The sequence below is a fragment of the Stenotrophomonas sp. S49 genome (assembly GCF_016624905.1).
Taxonomy (GTDB): Bacteria; Pseudomonadota; Gammaproteobacteria; order Xanthomonadales; family Xanthomonadaceae; genus Stenotrophomonas.
On sequence record NZ_JACVUD010000032.1, the window covers coordinates 1 to 24404 of the forward strand.

Annotated in this window: 22 protein-coding genes; 13 read left to right on the top strand and 9 right to left on the bottom strand. The window is 66.8% G+C overall.

Going from position 1 to position 24404, the window contains the following annotated elements:
* Window positions 1-181 precede the first annotated feature (181 nt).
* A complete protein-coding gene (locus IAE58_RS09120; protein WP_199932761.1) occupies window positions 182-1018 on the bottom strand; it encodes a hypothetical protein in 837 nt (278 codons plus the stop codon).
* 459 nt (window positions 1019-1477) lie between these two features.
* On the opposite strand from IAE58_RS09120, the gene rocF reads away from it, so the two are divergent.
* From rocF to IAE58_RS09135, 3 genes are all read left to right on the top strand, one after another.
* Window positions 1478-2398: an arginase gene (gene rocF / locus IAE58_RS09125; protein WP_108748164.1), complete on the top strand. Its 921-nt coding sequence runs from the start codon at window positions 1478-1480 to the stop codon at window positions 2396-2398.
* A gap of 167 nt (window positions 2399-2565) precedes the next feature.
* On the top strand, window positions 2566-2703 hold the full coding sequence (locus tag IAE58_RS09130; RefSeq protein WP_108748165.1) for an entericidin A/B family lipoprotein: 138 nt from the start codon (window positions 2566-2568) through the stop codon (window positions 2701-2703).
* A 202-nt stretch (window positions 2704-2905) separates the two neighbouring features.
* Window positions 2906-3127, top strand: coding sequence for a CsbD family protein (locus IAE58_RS09135; RefSeq protein WP_108748166.1), 222 nt, complete (start codon window positions 2906-2908; stop codon window positions 3125-3127).
* A 78-nt stretch (window positions 3128-3205) separates the two neighbouring features.
* Here IAE58_RS09135 and IAE58_RS09140 read toward each other — a convergent pair whose 3' ends face one another.
* Window positions 3206-4030, bottom strand: coding sequence for a hypothetical protein (locus IAE58_RS09140; RefSeq protein WP_199932760.1), 825 nt, complete (start codon window positions 4028-4030; stop codon window positions 3206-3208).
* A 108-nt stretch (window positions 4031-4138) separates the two neighbouring features.
* On the opposite strand from IAE58_RS09140, the gene IAE58_RS09145 reads away from it, so the two are divergent.
* The 4 genes from IAE58_RS09145 to IAE58_RS09160 all read left to right on the top strand — a co-directional run bounded on the left by IAE58_RS09145 (window position 4139) and on the right by IAE58_RS09160 (window position 8738).
* Window positions 4139-5431 carry a tryptophan--tRNA ligase gene (locus tag IAE58_RS09145; RefSeq protein ID WP_199932759.1) on the top strand — a complete coding sequence of 431 codons (1293 nt, stop codon included), beginning with the start codon at window positions 4139-4141 and terminating at the stop codon, window positions 5429-5431.
* A gap of 163 nt (window positions 5432-5594) precedes the next feature.
* Complete coding sequence (locus IAE58_RS09150) at window positions 5595-5891, top strand: hypothetical protein (RefSeq protein WP_199932758.1); 297 nt, start codon at window positions 5595-5597, stop codon at window positions 5889-5891.
* 183 nt (window positions 5892-6074) lie between these two features.
* Complete coding sequence (locus IAE58_RS09155; RefSeq protein WP_199932757.1) at window positions 6075-7007, top strand: MBL fold metallo-hydrolase; 933 nt, start codon at window positions 6075-6077, stop codon at window positions 7005-7007.
* Window positions 7008-7085: 78 nt separating this feature from the next.
* Window positions 7086-8738, top strand: coding sequence for a M28 family metallopeptidase (locus tag IAE58_RS09160; RefSeq protein ID WP_199932764.1), 1653 nt, complete (start codon window positions 7086-7088; stop codon window positions 8736-8738).
* A 213-nt stretch (window positions 8739-8951) separates the two neighbouring features.
* On the opposite strand, the gene IAE58_RS09165 is transcribed toward IAE58_RS09160, so the two are convergent.
* Both IAE58_RS09165 and IAE58_RS09170 read right to left on the bottom strand, forming a co-directional pair.
* Window positions 8952-9305, bottom strand: coding sequence for a hypothetical protein (locus IAE58_RS09165; protein WP_233614659.1), 354 nt, complete (start codon window positions 9303-9305; stop codon window positions 8952-8954).
* A gap of 13 nt (window positions 9306-9318) precedes the next feature.
* A complete protein-coding gene (locus tag IAE58_RS09170) occupies window positions 9319-10653 on the bottom strand; it encodes an MFS transporter (RefSeq protein ID WP_108751886.1) in 1335 nt (444 codons plus the stop codon).
* 245 nt (window positions 10654-10898) lie between these two features.
* Here IAE58_RS09170 and yedA point away from each other — a divergent pair, with 245 nt between their 5' ends.
* Both yedA and rarD read left to right on the top strand, forming a co-directional pair.
* Window positions 10899-11804, top strand: a complete 906-nt coding sequence (yedA, locus tag IAE58_RS09175) for a drug/metabolite exporter YedA (RefSeq protein WP_199932756.1) — start codon at window positions 10899-10901, stop codon at window positions 11802-11804.
* Window positions 11805-11827: 23 nt separating this feature from the next.
* Window positions 11828-12754 carry an EamA family transporter RarD gene (rarD, locus tag IAE58_RS09180; RefSeq protein WP_164273734.1) on the top strand — a complete coding sequence of 309 codons (927 nt, stop codon included), beginning with the start codon at window positions 11828-11830 and terminating at the stop codon, window positions 12752-12754.
* A 102-nt stretch (window positions 12755-12856) separates the two neighbouring features.
* Here the strand turns inward: rarD and IAE58_RS09185 are convergent, their stop codons facing one another.
* From IAE58_RS09185 to IAE58_RS09205, 5 genes are all read right to left on the bottom strand, one after another.
* Window positions 12857-15682 (bottom strand): TonB-dependent receptor, encoded by a 2826-nt coding sequence (locus IAE58_RS09185; protein WP_108755157.1) that lies wholly within the window; start codon window positions 15680-15682, stop codon window positions 12857-12859.
* 413 nt (window positions 15683-16095) lie between these two features.
* Complete coding sequence (locus IAE58_RS09190; protein WP_199932755.1) at window positions 16096-17412, bottom strand: ABC transporter permease; 1317 nt, start codon at window positions 17410-17412, stop codon at window positions 16096-16098.
* 12 nt (window positions 17413-17424) lie between these two features.
* Window positions 17425-18582: an ABC transporter permease gene (locus IAE58_RS09195; RefSeq protein ID WP_199932754.1), complete on the bottom strand. Its 1158-nt coding sequence runs from the start codon at window positions 18580-18582 to the stop codon at window positions 17425-17427.
* Window positions 18583-18596: 14 nt separating this feature from the next.
* Entirely contained in the window at window positions 18597-19286 is a 690-nt protein-coding gene (locus tag IAE58_RS09200) for an ABC transporter ATP-binding protein (protein ID WP_004153799.1), read from the bottom strand.
* A gap of 104 nt (window positions 19287-19390) precedes the next feature.
* Window positions 19391-20638: an efflux RND transporter periplasmic adaptor subunit gene (locus tag IAE58_RS09205; RefSeq protein ID WP_199932753.1), complete on the bottom strand. Its 1248-nt coding sequence runs from the start codon at window positions 20636-20638 to the stop codon at window positions 19391-19393.
* A gap of 203 nt (window positions 20639-20841) precedes the next feature.
* Between IAE58_RS09205 and IAE58_RS09210 the strand changes: the two genes are divergently transcribed.
* The 4 genes from IAE58_RS09210 to IAE58_RS09225 are packed head-to-tail and all read left to right on the top strand — an operon-like array spanning window position 20842 to window position 24343.
* Window positions 20842-21738: an ABC transporter ATP-binding protein gene (locus IAE58_RS09210; RefSeq protein WP_199932752.1), complete on the top strand. Its 897-nt coding sequence runs from the start codon at window positions 20842-20844 to the stop codon at window positions 21736-21738.
* Complete coding sequence (locus tag IAE58_RS09215; RefSeq protein WP_199932751.1) at window positions 21735-22511, top strand: ABC transporter permease; 777 nt, start codon at window positions 21735-21737, stop codon at window positions 22509-22511. Before IAE58_RS09210 ends, IAE58_RS09215 begins: the two co-directional genes overlap by 4 nt.
* A gap of 6 nt (window positions 22512-22517) precedes the next feature.
* Entirely contained in the window at window positions 22518-23744 is a 1227-nt protein-coding gene (locus IAE58_RS09220) for a sensor histidine kinase (RefSeq protein WP_199932750.1), read from the top strand.
* Window positions 23741-24343 carry a response regulator transcription factor gene (locus IAE58_RS09225; protein ID WP_108748182.1) on the top strand — a complete coding sequence of 201 codons (603 nt, stop codon included), beginning with the start codon at window positions 23741-23743 and terminating at the stop codon, window positions 24341-24343. Before IAE58_RS09220 ends, IAE58_RS09225 begins: the two co-directional genes overlap by 4 nt.
* Window positions 24344-24404: the final 61 nt, after the last annotated feature.

Sequence of the window (24404 nt, forward strand, 5' to 3'; positions counted from 1 at the left end):
CCCCCCCCCCCCTCCGCCGCCACCCCCACCGCCGCGTGACGGCGGGGGAAGGGAGGTGGAGATTTCCACCTCAGAATCAAACCGGTCGTTTCCCTGCCAGGTGTAGTCGGCGCAGACAATGCCGTTGCAAACAGTAAGGCGATCTCCCGGTGCAAGCGAGTTCGCAATCGACCAAACACTGTCACCTCGCGGGGCGAGTTGGGACTTCTCCCTCAGCAGCGTTCGAAAACTGACCGGACGCATACGCTCGTTCCAAATCTCCGATGGCGGAGATGTTTCCCTGGTCGGCGAGCTCGTGCAGATAGGTCGAAGCGTTATGCTTCCAGTTGCTCAATTTTTCGGGGTCTTGAATTACTTTGTTCAGCGATCCAAGTGTTTCTTCTGGAGATAGCGCGTAAGCGTGCATTGCTTCTTGTGAACCCATCGCAGCGGATCGGGATAGCCAGTCGCCTTCGTAGATATCCTTAGTAAGAATGAGCGATTCGCATTCTTTGAGGATTCTCTCCGTTTTCTCCAGAAACCATTTCCCAGCGCCTACGGCGGCCGAGGATTCCGAAAGATCGTCAGCGCGCGATGAGTTGAACGTCCGGCACTCTGAGATAGCTAGGTGGATCTCATATGCCGCATTTGCATCGCCGCGCTCCATTCTTTGCATCAACTGTCGGACATGAAGCAACGCATCGCCATGTGGGCGCAGCTCGCGCGGTCTGATGATCTCGTACGCTCTCGGCCCCAAGGGCCGGAAGGAACCCAAAGGAATTTTCTTGTCGATTTCCAAGCGGTGTGCTGTCGACCCCGCTGAAGCAGGCATCTCCCCGCCCGTCGACTGTTCTGCGGCCTGCACGCCAGCGCTGGTGACATTCAGGGAGACGGCATCACGAGGAGTGTGGAACTCAAAGCTATACAAGGCGGCTCCCGCGATTCCGATGGCCATCGCCGTGGCGATGGAAATCCCGATTCTCTGCTTTCGCATCCTTTCCTCCGTCTCAATTGGGTCGATAATGATTGCAGAGTCCAAGGGCCGGATCCCAACGGACGCCACTGACGCGGTTCTCATTTGGAATTCCATGGAGGGAGAATGCTCGACGGGCATTGCGCGGCGCGTCGCAACGCAGGTCAGGGGGGGCGAAATTCAACTAATTGATCGTTTGTCTGAAAGTGGCAAATCCGACAGTGCCGTGAACGTCGTCGCGGAAAGCACAATTTCCTACTGGAATGCGCGGAAGAAGCGCGTCTGCGATGTAGTTTTTTTCCTGCCCGGTCGTAGCCACTGCTTCCGCCCAAGAGCACTTGGAAGCTGTGATTACGTGGGTGCGGAATGGAATTGCTGGGAAGATCACTGTGCCGCCCTGCGCAGCAGGCAGTGCCTAGCTCAAATACGCCTACGCCGTCGCTGACCCCCGCTGCTGCACCGCCGCGAGTGGTGTCACACGCCTCTGGCTAGACTGTGCTTCTTTTTCGTTCGCAGGAGGCTCCCATGGCCCATCCCATTTCCGTCACCCTGATTGGTGTGCCGACCGACGTGGGCGCGGGCCATCGCGGGGCGCGGCTGGGGCCGGAAGCCCTGCGCGTGGCCGGCCTGCCCGAGGCGCTGGCTGCGCGTGGCGTGGACGTGCGCGACCTGGGCAACCTGGACGGCCCGCGCAACCCGTGGACGGCGCCAGTGGCCGGTTACCGCCACCTGGATGAAGTGGTGGCCTGGAACCGGGCGCTGATGGAGGCCAGCTACGCCGAACTGCAGGCCGGGCGCATGCCGATCATGCTGGGCGGCGACCATTGCCTGGGCATCGGTTCGATCACCGCCGTGGCCCGCTGGTGCCGCGAACAGGGCAAGACCCTGCGCGTGCTGTGGCTGGATGCGCATTCGGATTTCAACACCAGCGATGTCACCCCATCGGGCAACATCCATGGCATGCCGGTGGCCTGCCTGTGCGGCCTGGGCCCGGACGAACTGACCCGGCTGGGCGGCAGCGCCCCGGCCATCGCCCCCACCCAGGTGCACCAGATCGGCATCCGTTCGGTGGACCCGGACGAGAAGCGTCTGATCAAGACCCACCGGGTTGATGTGTACGACATGCGCTACATCGATGAGAACGGCATGAAGCGCACGGTGGAAGCGGCGCTGGCCGGTGTCGATGAAAACACCCACCTGCACGTCAGCTTCGACGTGGATTTCCTGGACCCCAGCATCGCCCCCGGCGTGGGCACCACCGTGCCGGGCGGGGTGAACTACCGCGAGGCCCAGCTGGTGATGGAAATGATTGCCGACAGCGGCCGCATGGGCTCGCTGGACATCGTGGAACTGAACCCGCTGCTGGACAACCACAACACCACCGCCGAGCTGGCCGTGGACCTGGTGGAGAGCCTGTTCGGCAAATCCACCCTGATGCGCGACTGAGCCTGCCTGCCGCAGTCTGAATGGCCCGCCGCGCCGTTCACACTCGCTCCACGCCGTTGCCGCCAGATTGCACGTCAAGCGACGGCGGTGCCTTCGGGTAGCGCCGCCAACCGACAGAATCCGACCCGCGATGTGCGCGGTGTAGCGGCCAACCCAAGGAGAAGCTCATGAAGCGTGTAGTTGCCCTGATGCTGTTGTCGATGTTCTCGGTGGCCATGCTGTCCGGCTGCAATACCGTTGCCGGTGCCGGCAAGGATGTGCAGAAGGCTGGCGAAAAGGTCGAGGATGCCGCCAAGGGCAACTGAGCCCGCGGTGGTGCGACACACGGAAAGGCCGGGCATGCCCCGGCCTTTTTCGTGCGCGCGTGCAGGCACCATGCACGGCGCTGGGTAGTGAACCATTCAAGCAGGTGAGCATGCTTTTCATGGTGGGTTGACCGCTGTTCAACAGGCAGTGCGCGAAGCTGGAGGCACGGTAAGAACGCCGTTGCAACCAAGGATTCCAGCAATGAACAAAGACATCATTTCCGGCAAGTGGTCGCAGCTGAAGGGCAAGGCCCAGGCCAAGTGGGGCGATCTGACCAACGATGATTTCGATGTGGCAGAAGGCAACGCCGAGTATCTGGCCGGCCGTCTGCAGGAACGCTATGGCTGGGCGAAGGACCGTGCCGAGAAGGAAGTCAGCGAGTTCTCGGACAGCGTGCGCAAGGATTACCCGGACTTCAGGTAAGTCCCGCGCTCAGAGACTTGAGCGTCCCCACAGCCCGACGCCCGCGCTGAAATGGTGCGGGCGTCGTGCTGTGTGCGCTCAGCGCGCCGGCGGATCGGGCACGTAGCGGTTGGGGAAGGCCTGCGGTTCCTGTGGCAGGCGCGACGGTGCATCCAGGCGGACGCCGCGTGCGCGCAGGTTGCGGGCACTGTCGTAGCGCAGCTGCACCACCTGGGCGGGCGTGCGGCTGGCACGCTCGAACTGGGTGTCGCGGACCTGCGAGTACTCGCGCTCGCCATGGCCTGTGCCCAGTGCCGGTGCTTGACTGCGCGCCTTGCTGGACGTGCTGCGTTCCATGCGGCTGGCGGTGGCATCGGCCGCTGCCGATTCGGCTGCAGCGGCGGGTGCGGCGGGGGCCGGCAGCGGCACATGGCGCAACGGCGGCCGCGGGGTGGGGCGCCAGCGGTAGGCCTCTTCGAACACCGCCATGCCTACCACCCCGATGTTGTCCGGCCGACCGGTGCGGCTGGCGTAGCTGCCGCCGGGGCTGCTGAAGACGAACTGGGCCACCTCGTCCTGGCTCTTGCGCCAGCCGGTGATGTCCGCGCTCTGGCCCGGATCGAGCACGTAGCCGGTCTGCGACGGATCGGCATCTTCGCCGGAAATGGCATTGATGCCGTCCACCGACAGCACCACCAGCACCCGCCGGGGGCTGTCGTTGTACAGGCGAACCGCATAGCGGTGGCCGCGTTCCCCCGCCACCCAGCGCTGGCCGTCGGCGGCGTAGCTGCGCAGTTCGGTATCGCGGTCGCGGTCCACCAGCACCATGCGCACTGGCTGTTGCGGGTAGGGGGCCGGCAGTGGCGGGGCGGGCCGGAAGCCGGCCAGGGGCAGGATCAGCAGCAGGGGCAGCAGGCGCTTCATGGCAGGTCTCCGGTGGGCTCGGGTGAACAAACGCGTGGCCAGCCACAACGGGGTTGGCCCGGCACGCGGTAAACTGGCCCCGTTCATCGAAGGTTTCCGCACGCAGTCATGACGACCCGAGTCCTTACCGGTATCACCCCCTCCGGCACGCCCCACCTGGGCAACTACGTTGGCGCCATCCGCCCGGCGATCGCCGCCAGCCGCGCGCCGGATATCGAAAGCTTCTTTTTCCTGGCCGACCTGCACAGCCTGATCAAGGCCCAGGACCCGCAGCGCACCCAGCGCGCGACCCTGGAAATCGCCGCCAGCTGGCTGGCCTGCGGCCTGGACCCGGAACACGTGTGGTTCTACCGGCAGAGCGATATCCGCGAAACCACCGAACTGATGTGGTTCCTGACCGCCATCGCCAGCAAGGGCATCCTCAATCGTGCCCATGCCTACAAGGCCGCGGTGGACAAGAACCGCGAGGAAGGCGTGGATGAAGATGCCGGCGTGAGCGCCGGTCTGTTCATGTACCCGGTGCTGATGGCCGCCGACATCCTGATCTTCAAGGCCAACCAGGTACCGGTGGGCCGCGACCAGATCCAGCACATCGAAATGGCGCGCGATTTCGCCCAGCGCTTCAACCATGTGTACGGCAAGGAGTATTTCCCGCTGCCCGAGGTGGTGATCGACGAGCAGGTGGCCACCCTGGCCGGCCTGGATGGTCGCAAGATGAGCAAGAGCTACCACAACACCATTCCGCTGTTCGCCCCGCGCGACGAGCTGAAGAAGCTGGTGTTCTCGATCCTGACCGATTCGCGCGCACCGGGCGAACCGAAGGACACCGAAGGTTCGGCGCTGTTCCAGATGTACCAGGCGTTCGCCACCGCCGAGCAGACCGCTGCGTTTGCCCAGGCCTTTGCCGAGGGCATCGGCTGGGGCGATGCCAAGCAGCAGCTGTTCGAGCGTATCGACAGCGAACTGTCGCCGCTGCGCGAGCGCTACAACGCGCTGATGGCCGAGCCGGAAAAGATCGAAGCGCTGCTGAAGCGCCGTGGCCAGCAGCTGCGCGAACAGCTGGCCATGCCGCTGCTGGACGAACTGCGCCACGCCGTGGGCCTGCGCGATCTGTCCAGCGCCGGCGATATCGCCAGCGAAGACGCCGGCGTGGCCCGCGTGGCCCCGCCGCTGTTCAAGCAGTACCGCGAGAAGGACGGCCGCTTCTACTTCAAGCTGACCGCCGGCGACGGCACGCTGCTGATCCAGAGCGAAGGCTTCGATTCGCCGCGTGATGCCGGCCAGCTGATTGCCGTGCTGAAGCAGGCCGAGCAGGGCGATGCCCTGCAGAGCGAGCTGTTCAAGCTGGAAGCCGACGTAGAGGCGGTGCTGGCGGCACTGGCGGCGCTGCGCGCCGAGTAACGTGGGCCTTGTAGCGTCGAGCTTGCTCGACTTCGCCCTGATGTAGAGTCGAGCCATGCTCGACTGCTGTTGATCCGCCAGTCGAGCAAGCTCGACTCTACAAAAAGGGCCGTCGAGCAAGCTCAACGCTACGTACCACGTGCAAAGATAGGGGGAGTCTGCAATGGCCTGGTTGTCGCTGCTGCTGTTCCTGCCATGGTTCCTGCTGCTGGGCAGCCTGTTCTGGCTGTTTCCGCGCCAGCCGCGCAGCCTGCGGCGGCGCGTGTTCGACAGCGCCAGCCTGGTGCTGGCCTTCCTGCTGAGCATCGTGGCCATGCTGTGGGGCCACCATATCGGCCTGGCGCAGGCCGGTGCCGGCCCGATCTGGCCGCAGGTGCTGGCGGTGCTGTACGCCTACGGCGCGTTCCTGGCGGTGCTGGTGCTGGCGCTGCTGCTGCGGCCGAGGTACCTGGAACGGTAGAGTCGACCGTTGGTCGACTGCGCTCCTGCAGGGCATTGCCAAAAATCCGCGCTTCGCGCGAAGTCGACTGACAGTCGACTCTACCCCCGGCCCCCGTGCCCCTCCGACCAAAGCCGCATCGAACCGCGCCCCTGCGGCGGCCTACCATGGGCATCTGTTCCTGATCCCGCCAGGTGCGTGCCGATGACCGCCGACCCCAGCATCCACACCATCGATACCGGTTTCCAGCGGGCGCAGTTCGATGCTGCCTACCTGATCGTGGAAAACGGTCGCGCCGCCTTCGTCGACTGCGGTACCGGTCTGTCGGTACCGGCGATGCTGCAGGCGTTGGCCGATGCCGGGCTGGGCCCGGAGGCGGTGGACTGGCTGCTGCTGACCCACGTGCATCTGGACCACGCTGGCGGCGCCGGCCTGCTGATGCAGCAGCTGCCCAATGCCCGTGCCGTGCTGCACCCGCGCGGCGCGCCGCACATGATCGACCCCACCCGGCTGATTGCCGGCGCCACCGCGGTGTATGGCGCCGAGGAAATCGCGCGCAGCTACGGCCGCATCGCGCCCATTGCCGAACACCGCGTGGTGGTGGCCGACGATGGCCACCGCATCGATCTGGCCGGCCGCGAGCTGTTGTTGCTGCACACCCCCGGCCATGCGCTGCACCACTATTGTGTGTGGGATGCGCGCAGCCGCAGCTGGTTCACTGGCGATACCTTCGGTATTTCCTACCGCGAACTGGACAGCGCCAAAGGCGCCTTCATCTTCCCGACGTCCTCGCCGGTGCAGTTCGATCCCGAGGCCATGAAGGCGTCGATCCAGCGCATGCTGGCGCACGACCCGCAGGCGATGTACCTGACCCACTACGGGCGGGTGCAGCACGTGCCGGCGCTGGCGGCCGATCTGATCGAACAGATCGATGCCATGGCCACCATCGGCCGCCAATGCGACGGGCGGCCCGATCGCCACCGCTGCCTGCTGGCGGCATTGCAGGCGCTGTACCTGGAACGCGCGCAGGCGCATGGCTGCGCGCTGGACCAGGCCGCGGTGGCCGAGGTGCTGGCCATGGATATCGAATTGAACGCGCAGGGCCTGGCCTGCTGGCTGGACCGCGTGCGTCGCTGAACGCAACGCACGCCGTCATCGCACTGTCACGCTACACTTCAGGGCATCCCTTCCTGCCGTGGTATTGCCGTGAATCCGATGCGCGTGTTGCTGCTGTCGTCCTGCCTGTTCGTCGGGGGCCTGGCCCATGCGGCCAATGATCTGCCCGGTGGCGGCATCGATCCGCAGGCGCTGTCGCGCCACGTGCGCGTGCTGGCCTCGGACGAGTTCGAGGGCCGCGCCCCGGCCACGGCAGGCGAAGAGCGCACCGTGCAGTACCTGATCGAACAGTTCCGCAGCTATGGCCTGCAGCCCGGTGGCGCCGATGGCAGCTGGGTGCAGCCGGTGCCGCTGGTGCGCGCGCAGCTGGATGGCGCGGCCAAGGCCAGCCTGGCCCTGAAGGGCGGCACCCGCGCGCTGGTGAACGGCGAAGACGTGACCCTGCAGAGCCTGCAGCCGCGCAAGCGCGTGCAGATCAAGAACGCACCGCTGGTGTTCGTCGGCTATGGCATCGATGCGCCGGAACGCCACTGGAACGATTACAAGGATGTGGATCTGCACGGCAAGATTGCCGTGGTGCTGATCAACGATGCCGACTTCGAAGCCGAAGCGCCGGGTGCGTTCGACGGCAAGGCGGTGACCTACTACGGCCGCTGGACCTACAAGTTCGAAGAAGCCGCGCGCCGAGGCGCCGAGGGCGTGCTGATCGTGCACGAGACCGCACCGGCCGCCTACGGCTGGGCCACGGTGAAGAGTTCGGGCACCTCGCCGCTGTTCGACATCGAGCGCAGCAACGCCGAAGCGATGGCCCAGCACACGCCGCTGCGTGGCTGGATGCAGCGCTCGCTGGCCGAGGCGATCTTCGCCGACGCCGGCCTGGATTTCGACGCCGAGAAGCGCAAGGCCATGCAGGCCGACTTCCGCCCGGTGCTGCTGGACAACGCCCGTCTCAGCGCGGAATTCGCACTGAAGCGCGAGCAGGTGGTGACCCGCAACGTGGTGGCCAAGCTGCCCGGTGGCGAGCACGGCGATGAAGCCGTGATCTTCTCGGCGCACTGGGATGCCTTCGGCATCGGCCAGCCCGACGCCAAGGGCGACCGCATTCGGCGTGGTGCAATCGACAACGCCACCGGCGTGGCCACAGTGCTGGAACTGGGCCGGGTGTTTGCCGCCGGCCCGCAGCCGCAGCGCACGCTGTTCTTCGTGGCCCTGACCGCTGAAGAAAAGGGCCTGCTGGGCGCCAGCTACTACGCGGCGCACCCGCTGGCACCGCTGGAAAAGACCGCCGCCGTGCTGAACATCGAAATGTTCAGCCCCGATGGCGCCACCCGCGATATTGCCTCGTGGGGCAAGGGCCGCGTGTCGCTGGAAGGGGATCTGGAACGCGTCGCCAAGGCCCGCGGCCGCAGCTACAGCCCCGATCCGAACCTGGAAGCCGGCTTCTTCTACCGCGCTGACCACTTCGCCTTCGCCCGCCTGGGCGTGCCGGCCATCACCATCGGCCCGGGCCTGGACAAGCTGGAAGGCGGCGTGGAAGCCGGCCGCGCGCTGCGCGAGAAGTACTTCGCCGACTGCTACCACCAGGCCTGCGATGCCTGGACCCCCAGCTGGGACCCGGCCGGCCATGCCGCCGATACCCTTCTGGTGTACGACCTGGGCGCCGAACTGGCCAACAGCCGCCGCTGGCCGACCTGGGAAGAAGCGTCCGAATTCCGCGGCGCCCGCGAGAAGAGTGAAGCCGCCCGCCGCTGATGGTGGGAGGCGGGATCGGCCGTGGTGGCGTGGGGATGACATGCCGCCATGACGCCTGCGGTACGGCAACGGCGCCGTGATGCCTGCGGTACGGCATCGGCGCCGTGACGCCTGCAATATGGCATCGGCGGCACGACGTCGGTGATACGGCATCGGCGCCATGACGCCTGCGGTAGAGTCGACTCTACCCAGCCGCCATCAATCGCGCCTCCGTTACCGGCGGCCGCGTAGCAGCCGCCATGCGCCCCAGGCACTGGCGAGCAGGGCAACTACATACAGCCCTGCCCGCGGCCCCGAGGCAAGCGCACGGCCGGGATTCTCACCGCGATGCAGTTGCAGGTTCATGGGCGTGGTATCGCCGCCCAGCACCGTGGCCACTGCCGCCAGCAGGGCAAGGCAGAACAGCAGCAGGGCGATGCCGAAACCGATACGTGGCCATTGGGCCTGCGCGGGTGGGCGTCGCAGCAGCCAGGCCAGCATCGTGGCCAGGGCTGTGCCCAAGGCCACCCACATCAGCGGGGTGGCCGGGTAAACCGCAGCCACCGGCATTGCACCGGTGGCTGCCATCAGAACCGCACCGTTACTTGCGGGTGCCGTCGAGCCAGTTCGGGCCCTTGTTGGTGAGGAAGAACACATAGACCACCAACGATACCGCGATCGTGGCGGTCACGTAGATGGCGAACCAGTCGACGTGGCCGGTCTTCAGCGCGCCCTGGTACAGCAGCGGCGCGGTGCCACCAAACAGCGAATTGGCCAGCGCGTAGCCCAGGCCCACGCCCAGTGCACGAATGTGGGCGGGGAACAGTTCGGCCTTCACCACGGCGTTGATGGAGGTGTAGCCGGTGAGGATGACGAAGCCCAGCGCCAGGGTCAGGAAGGCGAGGGTGGCATCATGCTGGTGCGGCAGCTGGGTGATCAGGTACCAGCTGTACAGCACGCCGCCCACGCCGAAGAACACCAGCAGGCTCTTGCGGCCGATGATGTCCGACAGCCAGCCGCCCACCGGCTGCAGCACCATCAGGAACGTCAGCACGCCCAGGTTGACCAGGGTGGCGGTCATCGGGTCGTCGGCGGCGAACGCGCTCTGGATCATCTTCGGGCCGTTCACCGAGTAGGTGTAGAAGGCAATGGTGCCGCCGGCGGTGATCAGGAAGCACAGCAGCAGCGGGCGCCACTGGTGCACGAACAGTTCGTACATGGAACCGGACTTCTTCGCCTTGCCTTCGCGCGCGGCCTCGATCGACGATTCTTCCATCGTCTCGTCCATGCCACGGCGCAGCCAGAACACCACCACGGCAGCGATACCGCCGATGCCGAAGGCGATGCGCCAGCCGAACTCGGAGATTTCCGGCTTGCCCCAGAAGTTCAGCATCAGGAACAGGGTGAGCTGGGCCAGCACATGGCCACCGACCAAGGTGACGTAGTGGAACGAGGACAGGAAGCCGCGGCGGCCGGGAATGGCAGCCTCGGACATGTAGGTGGCGCTGGCGCCGTACTCACCACCGGTGGCAAAGCCCTGCAGCAGGCGCGCGAACAGCAGGATGATCGCCGCCCAGATGCCGATGCTGGCCGCGGTGGGGGTAATGGCGATCAGGAACGAGCAGACGGCCATAAGCGTGACCGACACAGTGAGCGCCAGACGGCGGCCATGGCGGTCGGCGAAGCGGCCGAAGAACCAGGCACCGATGGGGCGCATCAGGAACGTGGCGGCGAAGATCGCCCACACGTACATGGTGGAGTTCTTGTCTTCGGGCGAGAAGAACTGCGATTCGAAGTACACGGCGAACACCGAGTACACGTAGACGTCATACCACTCCACCAGATTGCCGGCGGAGCCTTTGAGGGTATTGGAGATCGACCGGCGCAGCGCGGCGCCGTCGGTGCTGGGGACAGCGGAATGGGACGTGGTGCTCATCCGGTTGGGGATCCTCGATGCGGCGCTTCCGTGCGGGAAAGATCGGTGCCAGCCGCGCGCGGGGCGCTGGCGGTCAGCCTCCTGGGTACTGCATCCCATGTCAACGCCAGGTGCCGGAACAGGCGGGGCAGGGCATGGGACCGCACAGGATGACAGCGGCGAGGGGGAGGGACCATAGCTAGATCGTCGTACGCGATGCGGCCGAACCCACTAGAATCCTGCTTCCCCCGGCTTTCTGGTGCGTCATGTCGGCTCCCCCTGCTTCTTCTGCGGCTGCCCCCCGGGGCGGCCTTGTCGCGTTGGCACTGCTGCTGGTCTACGTGGTCTGGGGGTCCACCTACCTGGGCATCGCCAAGGCCCTGCACGGCGGCGCGCTGCCGCTCACGATGGTCTCTGGCAGCCGATTCATCATTGCCGGCGGGCTGATGTACCTGGCCCTGCGGGTGTTCTGGAAGCTGCCCCGGCCGACCCTGCGGCAGTGGCGCAACCTGGTCATCATGGGCGTGACCATGCTGGTGCTGGGGAACGGCATGGTGGTGTTGGCCGAACGCGAGGTGTCGTCGGGCCTGGCCGCCACGGCGGTGGCCTCGGTGCCGCTGTGGATGGCGCTGTTTTCCGCGCTGCGCGGCCAGCACGCCAGCCGTGGCGAGTGGCTGGGCATCGCGGTGGGCTTCGTCGGCGTGGTGTGGCTGAACGCGGGCAGCAGCCTGACCGCTTCGCCCACCGGGCTGGTGCTGCTGCTGATCGCGCCGATCGGCTGGGCGTTCGGTTCGGTCTGGGCGCGCGGGCTGGATCTGCCTGGCCCGTTCATGACCGCTGCCGGGCAGATGCTGTGCGGTGGCGTGCTGCTGGTGCTGATCGGCCTGGCCGTGGGCGAACGCCCGACCACCCTGCCCGATACCGGTGGCCTGCTGGCAATGGCTTACCTGTGCGTGTTCGGCTCCATCGTGGCCTTCACTGCGTATGTCTGGCTGCTGCACAACGTGCGCCCGGCGCTGGCCGGCAGCTATGCCTACGTGAACCCGGTGATCGCGGTGCTGCTGGGCGCGGCATTGAACGGGGAGCGCTTCGGCTGGCGCGATTTCCTGGCCATGGCGGTCATCCTGCTGGGCGTGGTGGTGCTGACCATGGCCCGGACCCGAAACAAGTGAACTGACGAAGTGAGCATGACGCAGTGAGCATCGACGAAAAAGAACAACGCCGCGGCCTGCTGGTCACCGCCTCCACCTTCGTGCTGTGGGGGCTGGTGCCGGTGTACTGGCACCTGCTCAACGAGGTGCCTTCGTTCCAGATCATCGCCCACCGCATCATCTGGTCCACCGTGCTGGTGGTGGCCTGGCTGCTGCTGAGCGCACGCCTGGGCTGGTGGCAGAAGATCGCCGCGCAGCCGCGCGCGTTGCCGATCCTGGCCGTATCCAGCCTGACCATTGCCTTCAACTGGGGCCTCTACATCTGGGCGGTGAACGCCGGCCATGTGATCGAAACCAGCCTGGGCTACTTCATCAATCCGCTGGTGAACGTGCTGCTGGGCGTGCTGGTGCTGAAGGAACGGCTGCGCCGCCTGCAGTGGGTGGCAGTGGGCATGGCTGCGGTGGGCGTGGCCTGGCTGACCATCGATGCGGGCACGCCGCCATGGATCGCGCTGGGCCTGGCCTGCTCGTTCGGGCTGTACGGGCTGCTGCGCAAGCTGGTGTCGGTCGATCCGGTGGCCGGCCTGGGCGTGGAGAGCCTGTACCTGTTCCTGCCGGCGCTGGGCTTTGCGATCTGGGCCGAGAACGGCCACGGCGGCGCGTTCTTCCACGGCTGGGGCTGGCGCAACGATCTGCTGCTGGTGTTCGGCGGGGTGGTGACAGCCGTGCCGTTGATCGGCTTCGCCTACGGGGTGAAGCGCATTCCGCTGTCGCTGGTCGGCATCCTGCAGTACATCGCGCCCAGCCTGCAGCTGCTGCTGGGCGTGTTCTTCTTCCATGAAGCATTCGATACCGGCAAGGCGATTGGGTTTGCGGTGATCTGGGCCGGACTGGTGCTGTTCGTGGCCGAGAACGTGCGGGCGATGCGCGCAGCGCGGGGTCGGATCCCTTCGCAGCGCGAAGGGCTCTGACCCCAGGACCGCGGAAAAAAGAACGGCGCCCCGAGGGGCGCCGTTCTGCTTCCATCTCCGGCCAGGAGAGAGTTGGCCGGAACGGGAACGCGGGTGCAGTGCTTAGAAGCGCTGCTGGTACTTCATGTACATGAAACGACCGATGTCGAAGCCGCCGTAGTAGACGAAGCTGCTGTTCGGCTGGCTGTACATGATCGGACCCTGGTGGTCGAACACGTTGTTCAGGCCCAGCGACACGGTGCCATCCCACGGCAGGGCGTAACGCACCTGCAGGTCGTGGAAGGTGTTCGAACCCACCTTGTTGGTCGGCGAGGCATCGGTGTAGGCCGAGCTGAAGCCCGGCATGTTGCACTCGTCCATGTAGGAGCACTTCTCCTTCATGCTGGAGTAGTAGCGCGCGGTCCAACCGATGCCCAGGTTGCCGTACTGCCAGTCCAGGTTGAAGGTCGAACGCACGCGGAAGTTGCCGCCCCAGCTGGTCAGCTGTTCCACCGGAGTGGTCGCGGCGTTGTCGTTACGCTGCTCCAGGTAGTCGGTGTAGGTGGTGTTCCAGGTGACGGCGAACTTGCCGAACGCGGTTTCCGGCAGGCGGTAGCGCGCGCTGATGTCATAGCCGGCGGTTTCGCGGTAGCCGGCGTTGACCAGCGAACGGTCCAGCGCATTGACCTGGCCGTTGCTGCCGCGGGTGAAGCGGCCGCACGCAGCGTCCGAACCCTGCACGTAGCACTGTTCCAGGATGTTGGTGGCCGACTCGCCAACGATGGCGTTGTCGATGCGGATCTTCCACCAGTCCAGGCTCAGGTCCAGGCCCTGCACGAAGTCGGGGCTGTAGACTAGGCCGACGGTCCAGGTCTTGGCGGTTTCCGGCTTCAGGTTCGGGTTGGAACCCGAATTGAAATCGGTGGTGGCCTGCTGGCCCGGCTTGCTGGCCACGCTGCCATCGCTGTTGAGCTGGCGGAAGTTGGCCGGCACGTTCAGGGCCTTGCAGCGTGCAGCCACGGTGGCGCTGGTGGCGGCGGTGCCGAAGGAGGTATCGCACGGATCGGTGAACGAATCGCGGCTGCTGACAGTGCCGCCGTACAGGTCGTCAACGGTGGGCGCACGGAAGCCGGTGCCGTAGGTGGCGCGCACCAGCAGGCTGTCGATCGGCTTCCACTTCAGGCCGAACTTGCTGTTGGTGGTGGAACCGAAGTTGTTGTAGTCCGAATAGCGACCGGCCACGTCCAGCGACAGTTCACGGGCGAAGGCCATGTCGGCCAGCAGCGGAACCTGCAGTTCCAGGTAGACCTCGTTGAGCGAGTAGTCGCCCTGGGTCGGCTGGCCGCTGGTGCCGGCAATCTGGCCGTTCTGCACCATCAGGTCCGGGGTGTAGCGCGCTTCTTCGGTGCGGTGCTCGAAGCCCATGGCGGCCATGATGTCACCGGCCGGCAGCGAGAACAGCGAACCGGAGATGTTGGCGCTGGCCACCTTGGTGGTGGTCTGGCTCTTGTCCACGAAGCGGGCGAACAGGTAGTCCTGCACGTCCTGGTTGCTGAGCGAGCCCGGGCCAGTGTAGCCCATCGGCGCGGCCGGGTTCCACGGCACGCAGCCGGCAATCACCGCATCGCGGGTGCCGCAGTAGGCAACGCCGTTTTCGATGAACGACGGGCCCACGGCCAGGTTCACGTTCGGCTGGTACATGCTGCCGGTGCCGACGCGCTCGCCTTCATTGCGGTTGTAGGTGTAGCTGACGTTCCAGTCCCAGTAACGCGAACCGGTTTCGAAGCTGCCTTCCAGGCCCAGGCTGCCGCGCTTGGTTTCCAGGGTGTTTTCGGTGCCGCGCAGCATCTCTTCGGTGCGGTGCGAGAACAGCACGTCCTGGCCCCACAGGTTGAACGCGCTGTCCTTGGACAGGGCGGCACGGGTGCCATTGCGCGACTGCGCGGCGGTGACCGAGTACGGGTAGCCGGCCAGGTGCTTGGTCGATTCGCGCTTGCTGTACATCGCATCGGCAACCAGGCGCAGGTTGTCGGTGAACGAGAAGCCGCCGTTGGCGAACACCGAGGTGCGCTCCAGGCCGGTCAGCAGGCTCATGTTGGTCTTGGTGTTGGCACCATCGGCCGGATTCGGCGTGTGGAAGTTCGCCGCATCGGTCGGGTCACCGCCCGGGCCGACGGTCAGTGCCTTGCCACCCACGGTGACGCTGCCCCACGGCGTGGTGCCGTTCAGACCGTCATTGGGGTGGCGCGGGCCGTTGACGTAGCGGCTGAACTCGCGCGCGCCGCCCATCACTTCGTCTTCCTTGGTGCGCTCGGCACCCACGCTGAACCAGCCGCGGTCGAAGGTCTTGCCGAAGGTAGCGCTGTAGGAGCGCTTCTGGCCGTCGCCTTCACCGTACTGGCCGACGTAGACGCTGGCTTCGCCACCGTCGAAGTTCTTGCGGGTGATGATGTTGACCACACCGGCGATGGCGTCCGAGCCGTACAGCGCCGAAGCGCCGTCGGTCAGCACTTCCACGCGCTCGACGATGGCCGAAGGAATGGAGGCCAGATCCGAATAACCGCCGGCGCTGACGCCCATGCGGCGGCCGTCGATCAGCACCAGGCTGCGTTCTGGGCCCAGGTTGCGCAGGCTGACATACATGCCGCCGAAGTCGCGCGAGGAGGTCAGCGAGGAGGCGCGGCTCATGCTCGGCGAACCGGCAGCGGTCACGTCCTGCAGGATGTCGGCAACGTTGACGTAGCCCTTCTTCTCGATCTCGGCGCGGTTCAGCGCAACCACCGGCTGGGCGGTTTCGACACTGGCCTGGCGGATGCGCGAGCCGGTGATCTCGATGCGGTCGAGGTTGGTGGTGTTGTCGCCTGCATCCTGTGCGAAGGCGGGGGTGGTGCAGCTGGCGGCCAGCGCGAGGGTGATCGCGTTGCGCAGCGGGGTGGTCTTCAGGAACATCCGTGAAATCTCGTGTTTCAGAAAAAAACATGCGCCCGTTCTGTGGGCGCGGAGGGTGCTGCAAACCAACGTGGGGGGCGCGATTCTAGAGTGTTTTCATTCGTAACTGTTTGTCCCGGCGTGTCACCTGCGCGCGAAAATGAATCGCAACCAACAATCCACAGGCTGGATGTGCGCAGCATCACGCGCGCGCTGTTTTGCATGCGCAGAGGCATCGATAGCGGCAGGTATTGAGTGATCTGTAATGCGCGTGGTGTGCGGTGGTTCATGCACGCATGGCGTGGATCTACTGCATGGCGCCCGCGCAATGACGGCCGGTGGATCCACGCCATGCGTGGATGGCGCGCAAAAAAAACGGGCGAAGCCTTCGCTTCGCCCGCTCACATCCATCACTACCTACACCCGTGCGTTGATCAGGTCTCGCGCAGCGCCGTGGTGATCGGCAACCGCGCCGCGCGCAGCGCCGGGAACAAGCCGCCGACCAGACCGATGCCCAGCGCCCACTTCAACCCGGTCCACAGCAGTTCCGGCGACACGTGGAACTTGAACACCACCGCGCTGAAGTTGCTGCCGATCGTGGACACGCTGTAGCCATTGAACAGCAGCCACGCTACGGCGCAGCCCAGCAGGCCGCCCAGCAGCGCCAGCAGCATGGTTTCTAGCATTACCGCGGTCACCACCGGCAGGCTGCGGAAGCCGATCGCGCGCATGGTGGCGATCTCGCGCGCACGGGTGGCCACCGCCGCATACATGGTGTTGAGCGCGCCGAACACCGCGCCCACCGCCATGATGGTGCCGATCACCTTGCCAAGGATGTCGATCAGCTTGGTCAGGCCACCGCCCTGCTTGCTGTAGTACGCACGGGTGGTTTCCACGTCCAGCTTCAGGCGCGGATCGGCGGCAACGGCGGCCTTGAACTGCTCGAAGCCGGGCTTGCCTTCGGTACGCACGCTGATCGACTGCCAGGCACTGCGCTGGTAGGTGGTGGCCAGCGTGTCGGCGTCGGTCCACAGTTCCGAATCGTGCGCATCGCCGGTGGCAAACACACCCACCACGGTCCAGGTCTGGTTGCCCAGGGTGAGGGTCTTGCCCAACTCCATATCGCGGAACTGGCCCTGCGCACCCTGGCCGACCACGATCTCGCGCAGGCCTGCACTGAACTTGCGGCCCTGCACGATCTTCACCTTGTCATGCACGGCCCAGGCCTGCGGGCCAACGCCGCGGAACTGTGCGTTGACGTCGGTGCCGTCGGCGCGCGAGACCAGGTTCACCACCTGCGACAGTTCCGGCGACAGCAGCGGCCGGCCTTCGCCATCGCGCGCCACGCCGGGCAGGGTGGACAGAGTGGGCACCTGCTCGCGGGTGATGACCGAGTTGGTTTCTGCCTGCGAACCGCCGCGCAGCACGATGGCGGTGGTGTCATCGCCGGTGTTGCTGAGCATGGCCTGGAAGCCTTCGCCCATGGCCAGCATGGCCACCAGCACGCCGACCACGCCGGCAATGCCGACCACGATCACCGAGGACGCGCCCCAGCGCTGCGGCAGGCTGGCCACGCCGATGCGGGTGGCGGCCAGTGCCAGCCGCCCACCGCGGGTCAGCAGCAGCCACAGCGCCAGCAGCAGCGCCACGGCAAGCACGCCAAACCAGGGCAGGCCGATCCACAGCACCAGGCCCACCGCCAGCAGCAACACGGTGCAGGCGTTGCCGAACCACTTCTTGAGCTTGTTCATGGGGTGTCCTCCTCAGCGGCCGGCCAGTGCGTCGACGATCTTCAGGCGCTTGGCGCGCAACGCCGGCAGCAGGCCGACGATGATGCCGATCACCACGATCAGGCCCAGCCCCACCAGCCAGGTGGGCGTGGGGACGTGCGGCGGCAGCATGCCCATGCTCTTCGGGCCGATGGCTGGCAGGATCAGCGCGGCCAGGCCCATGCCGATCAGGCCGCCCAGGCCGATCAGCAGCACCGATTCCACCATCACCAGCGCCAGCACGGTGCTGTCCTTGAAGCCGAGGGTCTTCAGCGTGGCCAGTTCCGGCACGCGTTCGCGCACGGCCTGGGCCATGGTGTTGCCGGTCAGCAGCAGCAGGGTGAAGAACACCGCGCCCATGATCGAGGTCACGATCATGCCGATGTCAGCAAACTGCTTGACGAAGGCTTGCTGGAACGCCGATTCGGTCTGGGTCTTGGTCTCGTGGTCGGAGTTGGCCGAGATCGCATCGATGGCCTGGGCCACACGCGAGGCGTGGTCCGGGTTGTCCAGGGTGACCGTGTACCAGCTCACCTGGTTCTTGATGTAGTCGTTGGATTCGTCGAAGTACTTCCAGTTCATCATCAACTGGCGTTCTTCGTTGCCGGCCTGTGCGCGGTCCTTGGAACGGTAGATGCCCTTCAGTTGCAGCGGCCAGTCGTTGCTGCCGCCGCGCGGGAAGATGGTGGCCTGCAGCGGAATGGTGTCGCCGATCTTCCAGCCGAATTGATTGGCCAGCGTTTCGCCGACGATGGCGCCGGTGCGCGTCTGCTTCCAGTCTTCCAGCTGCGCCGGGTCGATCTGCAGTTCGCGGTACACATCGAAGTAGTTGGGCGACACCGAGAAGTTGGGGAAGAAGTTCTTCGGGTCCTGGTAGATGCCGCCGAACCACATGCCATAGGCCACGTCGCGCACGCCGGCCACCTGCCGCACCTGGGTTTCCAGGCGGATCGGCAGCGACTGGGTGATGGACAGGCGCGAGGCGACGATCAGGCGGTTGGCACCTTCCACGCTGCCGCCGGAATTGAAGGCCACGCGCACCGAATCGAGCATGCCGAACAGCAGGAACGCGGCCACCACCGACAGCAGGGTCAGCAGGGTGCGGGTACGGCTGCGGAACAGCTGTGCCCACACCAGGGAGAAGTATTTCATCGCCGCAGCCTCCGTCAGTGGGCCAGCGGGGCGTCGGCCAGCTCGCCCTTGTCCAGGTGCACCGTGTGGGTGGCGTACTCGGCAGCCTTCGGGTCATGGGTGACCATGATGATGGTCTTGCCGTGTTCGCGGTTGAGCTGCTGCAGCAGGCCCAGGATCTCCTCGGCCGACTGCCGGTCCAGATCGCCGGTGGGTTCGTCGCAGATCAGGAAGGTGGGGTCGGAAACGATGGCGCGAGCGATCGCCACGCGCTGCTGCTGGCCACCGGACAGTTCGTTGGGGCGGTGGCTGCGGCGGTCGGCCAGGCCGACCAGGGTCAGCGCGATTTCGGCGTTGCGCTTGCGCTGGGCCGCGCTGAGGTGGGTCAGCAGCAGCGGCAGTTCCACGTTCTTCTGCGCGGTCAGCATCGGCATCAGGTTGTAGAACTGGAACACGAAGCCGACGTGGTGGCTGCGCCAGGTGGACAGCTGGCCGCCGCTCATCTGGTCGATGCGTTCGCCCTCGATGCTGATCTCGCCGCCGCTGGGGTTGTCCAGCCCGCCGATAAGGTTCAGCAGGGTGGTCTTGCCCGAACCGGACGGGCCCATCAGGGCGACGAAGTCACCGCGGGCGATGTCCAGGTCGATGCCGTGCAGCACCTGCACCTTTTCCGGGCCGCGTTGGTAGGTCTTGGTGATGTTGCGCAGTGAAACCAGGGTCGACATCGGGGATTCTCCACAGAGGCGGGAAACGGGAATGCGCGCCGGCTGCAGGCCGGAGGGCAGGCGTCGAGCGGTGTTGCCGGCGGCGCCACGCGGGCGCCAGGCCGTTACTGCGCTTGTTTCTGCTGCACCTTGCTGCCGTCGTGCAGCGCGTCGGGCGGGCTCAGCACCACTGCTTCACCGGCGCTCACGCCCTTCAGCAACTGGCGGTCCTTGCCCATGGCCTGGCCGGCCTGCACGCTGCGCTGCTGCACGCGGTTGTCATCGCCCAGCACGAACGCCACCGACGCGCCGTCGCGCTGCACCACGGCGTTGTCCGGCACGCGCACGCCCTGCGCCGTGCTGGCGGTGGCCTGCGGCTGCGCCTGTTCCAGGAAGCTGACCCGCACGCCCATCTCCGGCACGATGCGCGGGTCCTTCACCTTCAGTGCCACCCGCACCTTCACCGTGGCCTTGCCGCGGTCGGCGGTGGGAATGATGGCGATCACCTCACCCGGAATCTTCCATTCCGGGTAGGCATTGAGCGTGGCTTCCACCGGCATCTTCGGCTGCACGCGGCCGATGAAGGCCTCGCCCACTTCCACTTCGATTTCCAGCGAATCCATGTCGACGATGGTGCCGATGCCGGTGCGGGTGAAGCCGCCGCCCGCCGACAGCGGCGAGACGATTTCGCCCGGCTGCGCCGCCTTCGCGGTCACCACGCCGGAAAACGGCGCGCGCACGATGTTGTTGTCCACGCCCAGATCGGCAATGGCCAACTGGTCGCTGGCGACCTTGACGTTGCGCTGGGCCGTTTCCAGCTGCGCGCGCAGGCTGTCACGCTGGGCCACGGCCTGGTCGTACTGCGAACGCGAGACCAGCTGCTGGCCCACCAGCGCCTGCAGGCGGCTGGCTTCGGCGGCGGCCTGGCGCTGCTGGGCCTCAAGCCCGGCCACCTGCGCACGTGCCGCCTGCACCTGCGATGCCGACAGGCTGCGCTGTGCATCGGCATCGATCGGGTCCAGGGTGGCCATGATCTGCCCGGCCTCCACCCGCATGCCTTCTTCGATCATGACCTCGCGCACCTTGCCGGTGATCTTGGCCGACACCGTGGCCATGCGCCGGGCCACCACGTAGCCGCTGGCATCAAGCACCGAACTGCTGGCATTGCCCTGCTGGATGGCCACGGCCGGGGCGGTGCTTACTTCCACCGCCGGTTCGCGGCCGAACAACAGGAAGGCCGCGCCCCCGAGCAGCAGCACCAGCAGCGCCAGCACGATCCACAGCCAGCGGCGCGAACCGCCGCTACCGCGCGGGGGGGGCGGCGCGCCGCGGTCGATACGGAGTTCTTTCAACAATTCGGCAGAAGCGTTCATTGCGTTCCATCACAGGCGTTCGGGCGGGTGTGACCGGAGGCGCGGACAGCGGCGGTTCCGGCGGTGGAGCGTGCGGCACAGCATGACGGCAGGCACGGCGGCAGGGGCAGTGACAGCTGTCATTGGAAGTTCCTGACGGCGGCAACTGCCGGATGTGACCACGGCGGCACAGGATGGCAACGTCCCCGCTACCGGCACTGCCCATGGATCCGATTCCCCCGCCGCTGGCCCGCCTGCAGCAGGTGCAGGTGCACTACGGCAACCACACCGCGCTGCACGGTATCGACCTGCAGGTGCGCGCTGGCCAGGTGCTGGCGCTGCTGGGCCGCAACGGTGCCGGCAAGAGTACCGCGATCAGCGTGCTGTTGGGCCTGCGCCGCGCCGACGCCGGCCAGGTGCAGCTGCTGGGCGGTGATCCGCAGCAGCGCGCCAGCCGCCTTGGCCTGGGGGTGATGCTGCAGAGCACCAACCTGCCGCCGATGCTGCGCGTGGACGAACTGGTGCAGGAGGCCCGTGCCTGCTACCCCGACCCATGGCCGTTGCCCGAAGTGCTGCAGCGCGCTGGCCTGCAGGACGTGGCACGGCGCCGCTATGGCCAGTTGTCCGGCGGCCAGCAGCGCCGCGCGCAGTTCGCCATTGCCATCTGCGGCCGGCCGCGCGTGCTGTTCCTGGATGAACCCACCACCGGCCTGGATATCCAGGCCCGGCAGGGCATGTGGCAGGCGGTGCGGCAGTTGGTGGCGGAAGGCTGCGGCGTGCTGCTTACGACACACTATCTGGAAGAGGCCGAGGCGCTGGCGCAGCGCGTGGTGGTGCTGGAAGGCGGCCGGGTACTGGCCGACGCACCCTTGGCCGCGCTGCGCCTGGCCGACCGGCCGCGCCGCATCCGCTGCCGCAGCGCGCTGGCTGTCGAGGACGTGCAGCACTGGGCGGGCGTGCAGCAGGTGCAGCGCGACGGCGCGCATCTGCAGGTGCTGGCCAGCCCGGCCGAACCGGTGGTGGCACGCCTGCTGGCCGCCGATGCGCAACTGCAGGAACTGGAAGTGCAGGGCGCCGCCCTGGCCGACGCGTTCCTTGATCTGACCCGGGAGGCTGCATGAACACCCTCGTCCACCGTGAATCCAGCCGCGCCGGCCGTTGCCGTGCCGCGCTGCGCCCCTATGCCGCCGAAACGCTGGCCGAGCTGCGCCGCGCCTGGCGAACGCCGGCCTTCGTGCTGCCGTCGCTGTTGTTCCCGGTGCTGTTCTACCTGCTGTTTGGCGTGCTGCTGGGGCGCGGCCACGCGCCGCTGTACCTGCTGGCAACCTACTGCGTGTTCGGTGCGATGGCGCCCGCCCTGTTCGGCTTTGGCGTGCAGCTGGCGCTGGACCGCGAAGGCTGCCTGCTGACCCTCAAGCGCGCGCTGCCCTTGCCACCGGCGGCGCCGTTGCTGGCGCGGCTGGCGATGGCGGTGCTGTTTGCCACGCTGATTGCCGCGCTGCTGGTTGCCGTGGCGCATGCCTTCGTTGGCGTGCGGCTGCAGCCACTGCAGATCCTGCAGCTGCTGGCGGTAGCGGCGCTGGCCGCGGTGCCGCTGGGGGCCATCGGTCTGCTGATCGGCAGCCACGTGGGGGCCAGCGCGGCGCCGGCGGTGGTGAACCTGGTGTACCTGCCGCTGGCCCTGCTGTCCGGCCTGTGGCTGCCGTTGGCCGCTTTGCCAAAGGTGTTTTCCACCGTGGCGCCACTGTGGCCGACCTGGCACTTGGCGCAGCTGGCGTTGCCGGCAGTGGGGCAGCCCGCCGCCGGCAGCGCGCTGGGCCATCTGCTGGCGCTGCTGCTGGTGGCCGCTGCGGCCCTGCTGCTGGCACGCCGCCGCCTGCGTCGGATCGGCTGAACTGGCATGATCGACAGCGATCATCCCCGCCTGGATTCCCCCGTGCCATCGAACTGGCTTGCGTCGCTGCTGCGCCCTGCGCCGGATTCATCGGTGGCCGATCTGCTGCGGCGTGGCAAGTCGCCGTGGAGCGGCGCCATCCACCTGCTGTGGTCGGTCTGGATCTTCCTGACCCCGGTGCTGGGCAATGGCTTCACCCTGCGCTGGCTGTTCATCACCCTGGCCAGCTATCCGCTGTTCCTGCTGCTGTACGCACGGGTGATGCTGGCGCCGCGCCACCATGCCTGGCGCTACGCGCTGGCCATGATCGCCATGGCACTGGTGCTGCTGCCCTGGTATCCCTCGGGCCTGAGCTACTTCGTGTTCGGCTGCGTGCTGCTGCGCATGAGCGGGCGTGGCGGCTGGTGGGTGTACCTGCTGCAGCTGACCGGCCTGAACCTGCTGTTCGGCGCGGTGGCACTGTACTTCGGCTACCCGTGGCAGGCGCTGGTGTGGATGCCGGCGGTCTCTTTCATCGTCGGCCTGGTGGTGAACGTGGAATCGCTCAGCCACCAGCGTGACGTGGCCTTGCAGCTTTCCCAGGACGAAGTACGGCGGCTGGCTACCACTGCCGAGCGCGAGCGCATCGGCCGCGACCTGCACGATCTGCTGGGCCATACCCTTTCGCTGATCACGCTGAAGCTGGAACTGGCGCGCAAGCTGTACGACCGCCAGGACGAACGTGCGCGGCAGGAAATCGGCGAGGCCGAGGCGATTGCCCGCGAAGCGCTGGCGCAGGTGCGCAGTGCGGTGACCGGTATCCGCGCCAGTGACCTGGCCGGTGAGCTGGCCTCGGCGCGCTTGCTGCTGGAATGCCAGCAGGTGCACCTGCAGTACAGCGCGCCGCCGCCGATGCCGGTGGAGGTGGAACGCGGCCTGGCGCTGGTGCTGCGCGAAGCGGCCACCAATATCGTGCGCCATGCGCAGGCCACGCAGGCGCAGGTGGACTTCATGCTGGAAGGACGACAACTGGTGATGCAGATACGCGATGACGGCCGCGGCGGGGTGCAGGCCGAAGGCAATGGCTTGTGCGGCATGCGCGAACGGGTGGCCGCGCTGGCCGGTGCGCTGGCCGTGCAGTCGCCGCGTGGCGAGGGCACCGTGCTGACCGTGCGCGTGCCGCTGGCGGCGGCCACGGTGGCGGTGGCCCCGGCGTCGGCGTCGGCGTCGCTGCCGCAGGAGGGCGCGGCATGATCCGCATCCTGCTGGCCGAAGACCAGGCCATGGTGCGCGGTGCGTTGTCGGCACTGTTGGGCCTGGAACCGGATATCGAGGTGCTGGGCAGTGCGGCCGATGGTGAAACCGCGTGGCGGATGCTGCAGCAGCTGCAGCCGGACATCCTGGTGACCGACATCGAGATGCCGGGCCTGACCGGCCTGGAACTGGCCCAGCGCATCGCGCGGCAGGAGCTGCCGATCAAGGTGGTGATCGTGACCACCTTCGCCCGTGCCGGATTCCTGCGCCGCGCGCTGGAGGCGGGCGTGCTGGGCTATCTGTTGAAGGACGCGCCGGCGGAGAACCTGGCCGAGGCCCTGCGCAAGGTGCAGCAGGGCGTTCGTGCAATCGACCCGCAACTGGCGCTGGACGCCTGGTCGCAGGCCGACCCGCTGACCGACCGCGAGCGCCGCGTGCTGCGCCTGGCCGGCGAAGGCCGCAGCGCCAGCGAGATTGCTGAGCAGCTGGGCCTGTCGCACGGCACGGTGCGCAACTACCTGTCCGAATGCATCGGCAAGCTGGGCGTGGCCAACCGCATCGAAGCGTACCGGCTGGCGCGGCAGAAAGGCTGGCTGTAGGGCGCCGCTAGCGCCGGGCCATGCCCGGCGGCCGGTTTCTACGCGCGCGCGCGCTTTCTGT

Excerpts from the sequence above, each read along its gene's own strand:
- IAE58_RS09220 (WP_199932750.1), top strand. The coding sequence starts at position 22,518 with ATGATCGACAGCGATCATCCCCGCCTGGATTCCCCCGTGCCATCGAAC.
- IAE58_RS09185 (WP_108755157.1), bottom strand. The coding sequence starts at position 15,682 with ATGTTCCTGAAGACCACCCCGCTGCGCAACGCGATCACCCTCGCGCTG.
- IAE58_RS09190 (WP_199932755.1), bottom strand. The coding sequence starts at position 17,412 with ATGAACAAGCTCAAGAAGTGGTTCGGCAACGCCTGCACCGTGTTGCTG.
- IAE58_RS09140 (WP_199932760.1), bottom strand. The coding sequence starts at position 4,030 with ATGAAGCGCCTGCTGCCCCTGCTGCTGATCCTGCCCCTGGCCGGCTTC.
- rocF (WP_108748164.1), top strand. The coding sequence starts at position 1,478 with ATGGCCCATCCCATTTCCGTCACCCTGATTGGTGTGCCGACCGACGTG.
- IAE58_RS09205 (WP_199932753.1), bottom strand. The coding sequence starts at position 20,638 with ATGAACGCTTCTGCCGAATTGTTGAAAGAACTCCGTATCGACCGCGGC.
- IAE58_RS09170 (WP_108751886.1), bottom strand. The coding sequence starts at position 10,653 with ATGAGCACCACGTCCCATTCCGCTGTCCCCAGCACCGACGGCGCCGCG.
- IAE58_RS09225 (WP_108748182.1), top strand. The coding sequence starts at position 23,741 with ATGATCCGCATCCTGCTGGCCGAAGACCAGGCCATGGTGCGCGGTGCG.
- IAE58_RS09195 (WP_199932754.1), bottom strand. The coding sequence starts at position 18,582 with ATGAAATACTTCTCCCTGGTGTGGGCACAGCTGTTCCGCAGCCGTACC.
- IAE58_RS09200 (WP_004153799.1), bottom strand. The coding sequence starts at position 19,286 with ATGTCGACCCTGGTTTCACTGCGCAACATCACCAAGACCTACCAACGC.
- IAE58_RS09165 (WP_233614659.1), bottom strand. The coding sequence starts at position 9,305 with ATGGCAGCCACCGGTGCAATGCCGGTGGCTGCGGTTTACCCGGCCACC.
- IAE58_RS09135 (WP_108748166.1), top strand. The coding sequence starts at position 2,906 with ATGAACAAAGACATCATTTCCGGCAAGTGGTCGCAGCTGAAGGGCAAG.
- IAE58_RS09160 (WP_199932764.1), top strand. The coding sequence starts at position 7,086 with ATGCGCGTGTTGCTGCTGTCGTCCTGCCTGTTCGTCGGGGGCCTGGCC.
- IAE58_RS09130 (WP_108748165.1), top strand. The coding sequence starts at position 2,566 with ATGAAGCGTGTAGTTGCCCTGATGCTGTTGTCGATGTTCTCGGTGGCC.
- IAE58_RS09150 (WP_199932758.1), top strand. The coding sequence starts at position 5,595 with ATGGCCTGGTTGTCGCTGCTGCTGTTCCTGCCATGGTTCCTGCTGCTG.
- yedA (WP_199932756.1), top strand. The coding sequence starts at position 10,899 with ATGTCGGCTCCCCCTGCTTCTTCTGCGGCTGCCCCCCGGGGCGGCCTT.
- IAE58_RS09155 (WP_199932757.1), top strand. The coding sequence starts at position 6,075 with ATGACCGCCGACCCCAGCATCCACACCATCGATACCGGTTTCCAGCGG.
- IAE58_RS09145 (WP_199932759.1), top strand. The coding sequence starts at position 4,139 with ATGACGACCCGAGTCCTTACCGGTATCACCCCCTCCGGCACGCCCCAC.
- IAE58_RS09210 (WP_199932752.1), top strand. The coding sequence starts at position 20,842 with ATGGATCCGATTCCCCCGCCGCTGGCCCGCCTGCAGCAGGTGCAGGTG.
- IAE58_RS09215 (WP_199932751.1), top strand. The coding sequence starts at position 21,735 with ATGAACACCCTCGTCCACCGTGAATCCAGCCGCGCCGGCCGTTGCCGT.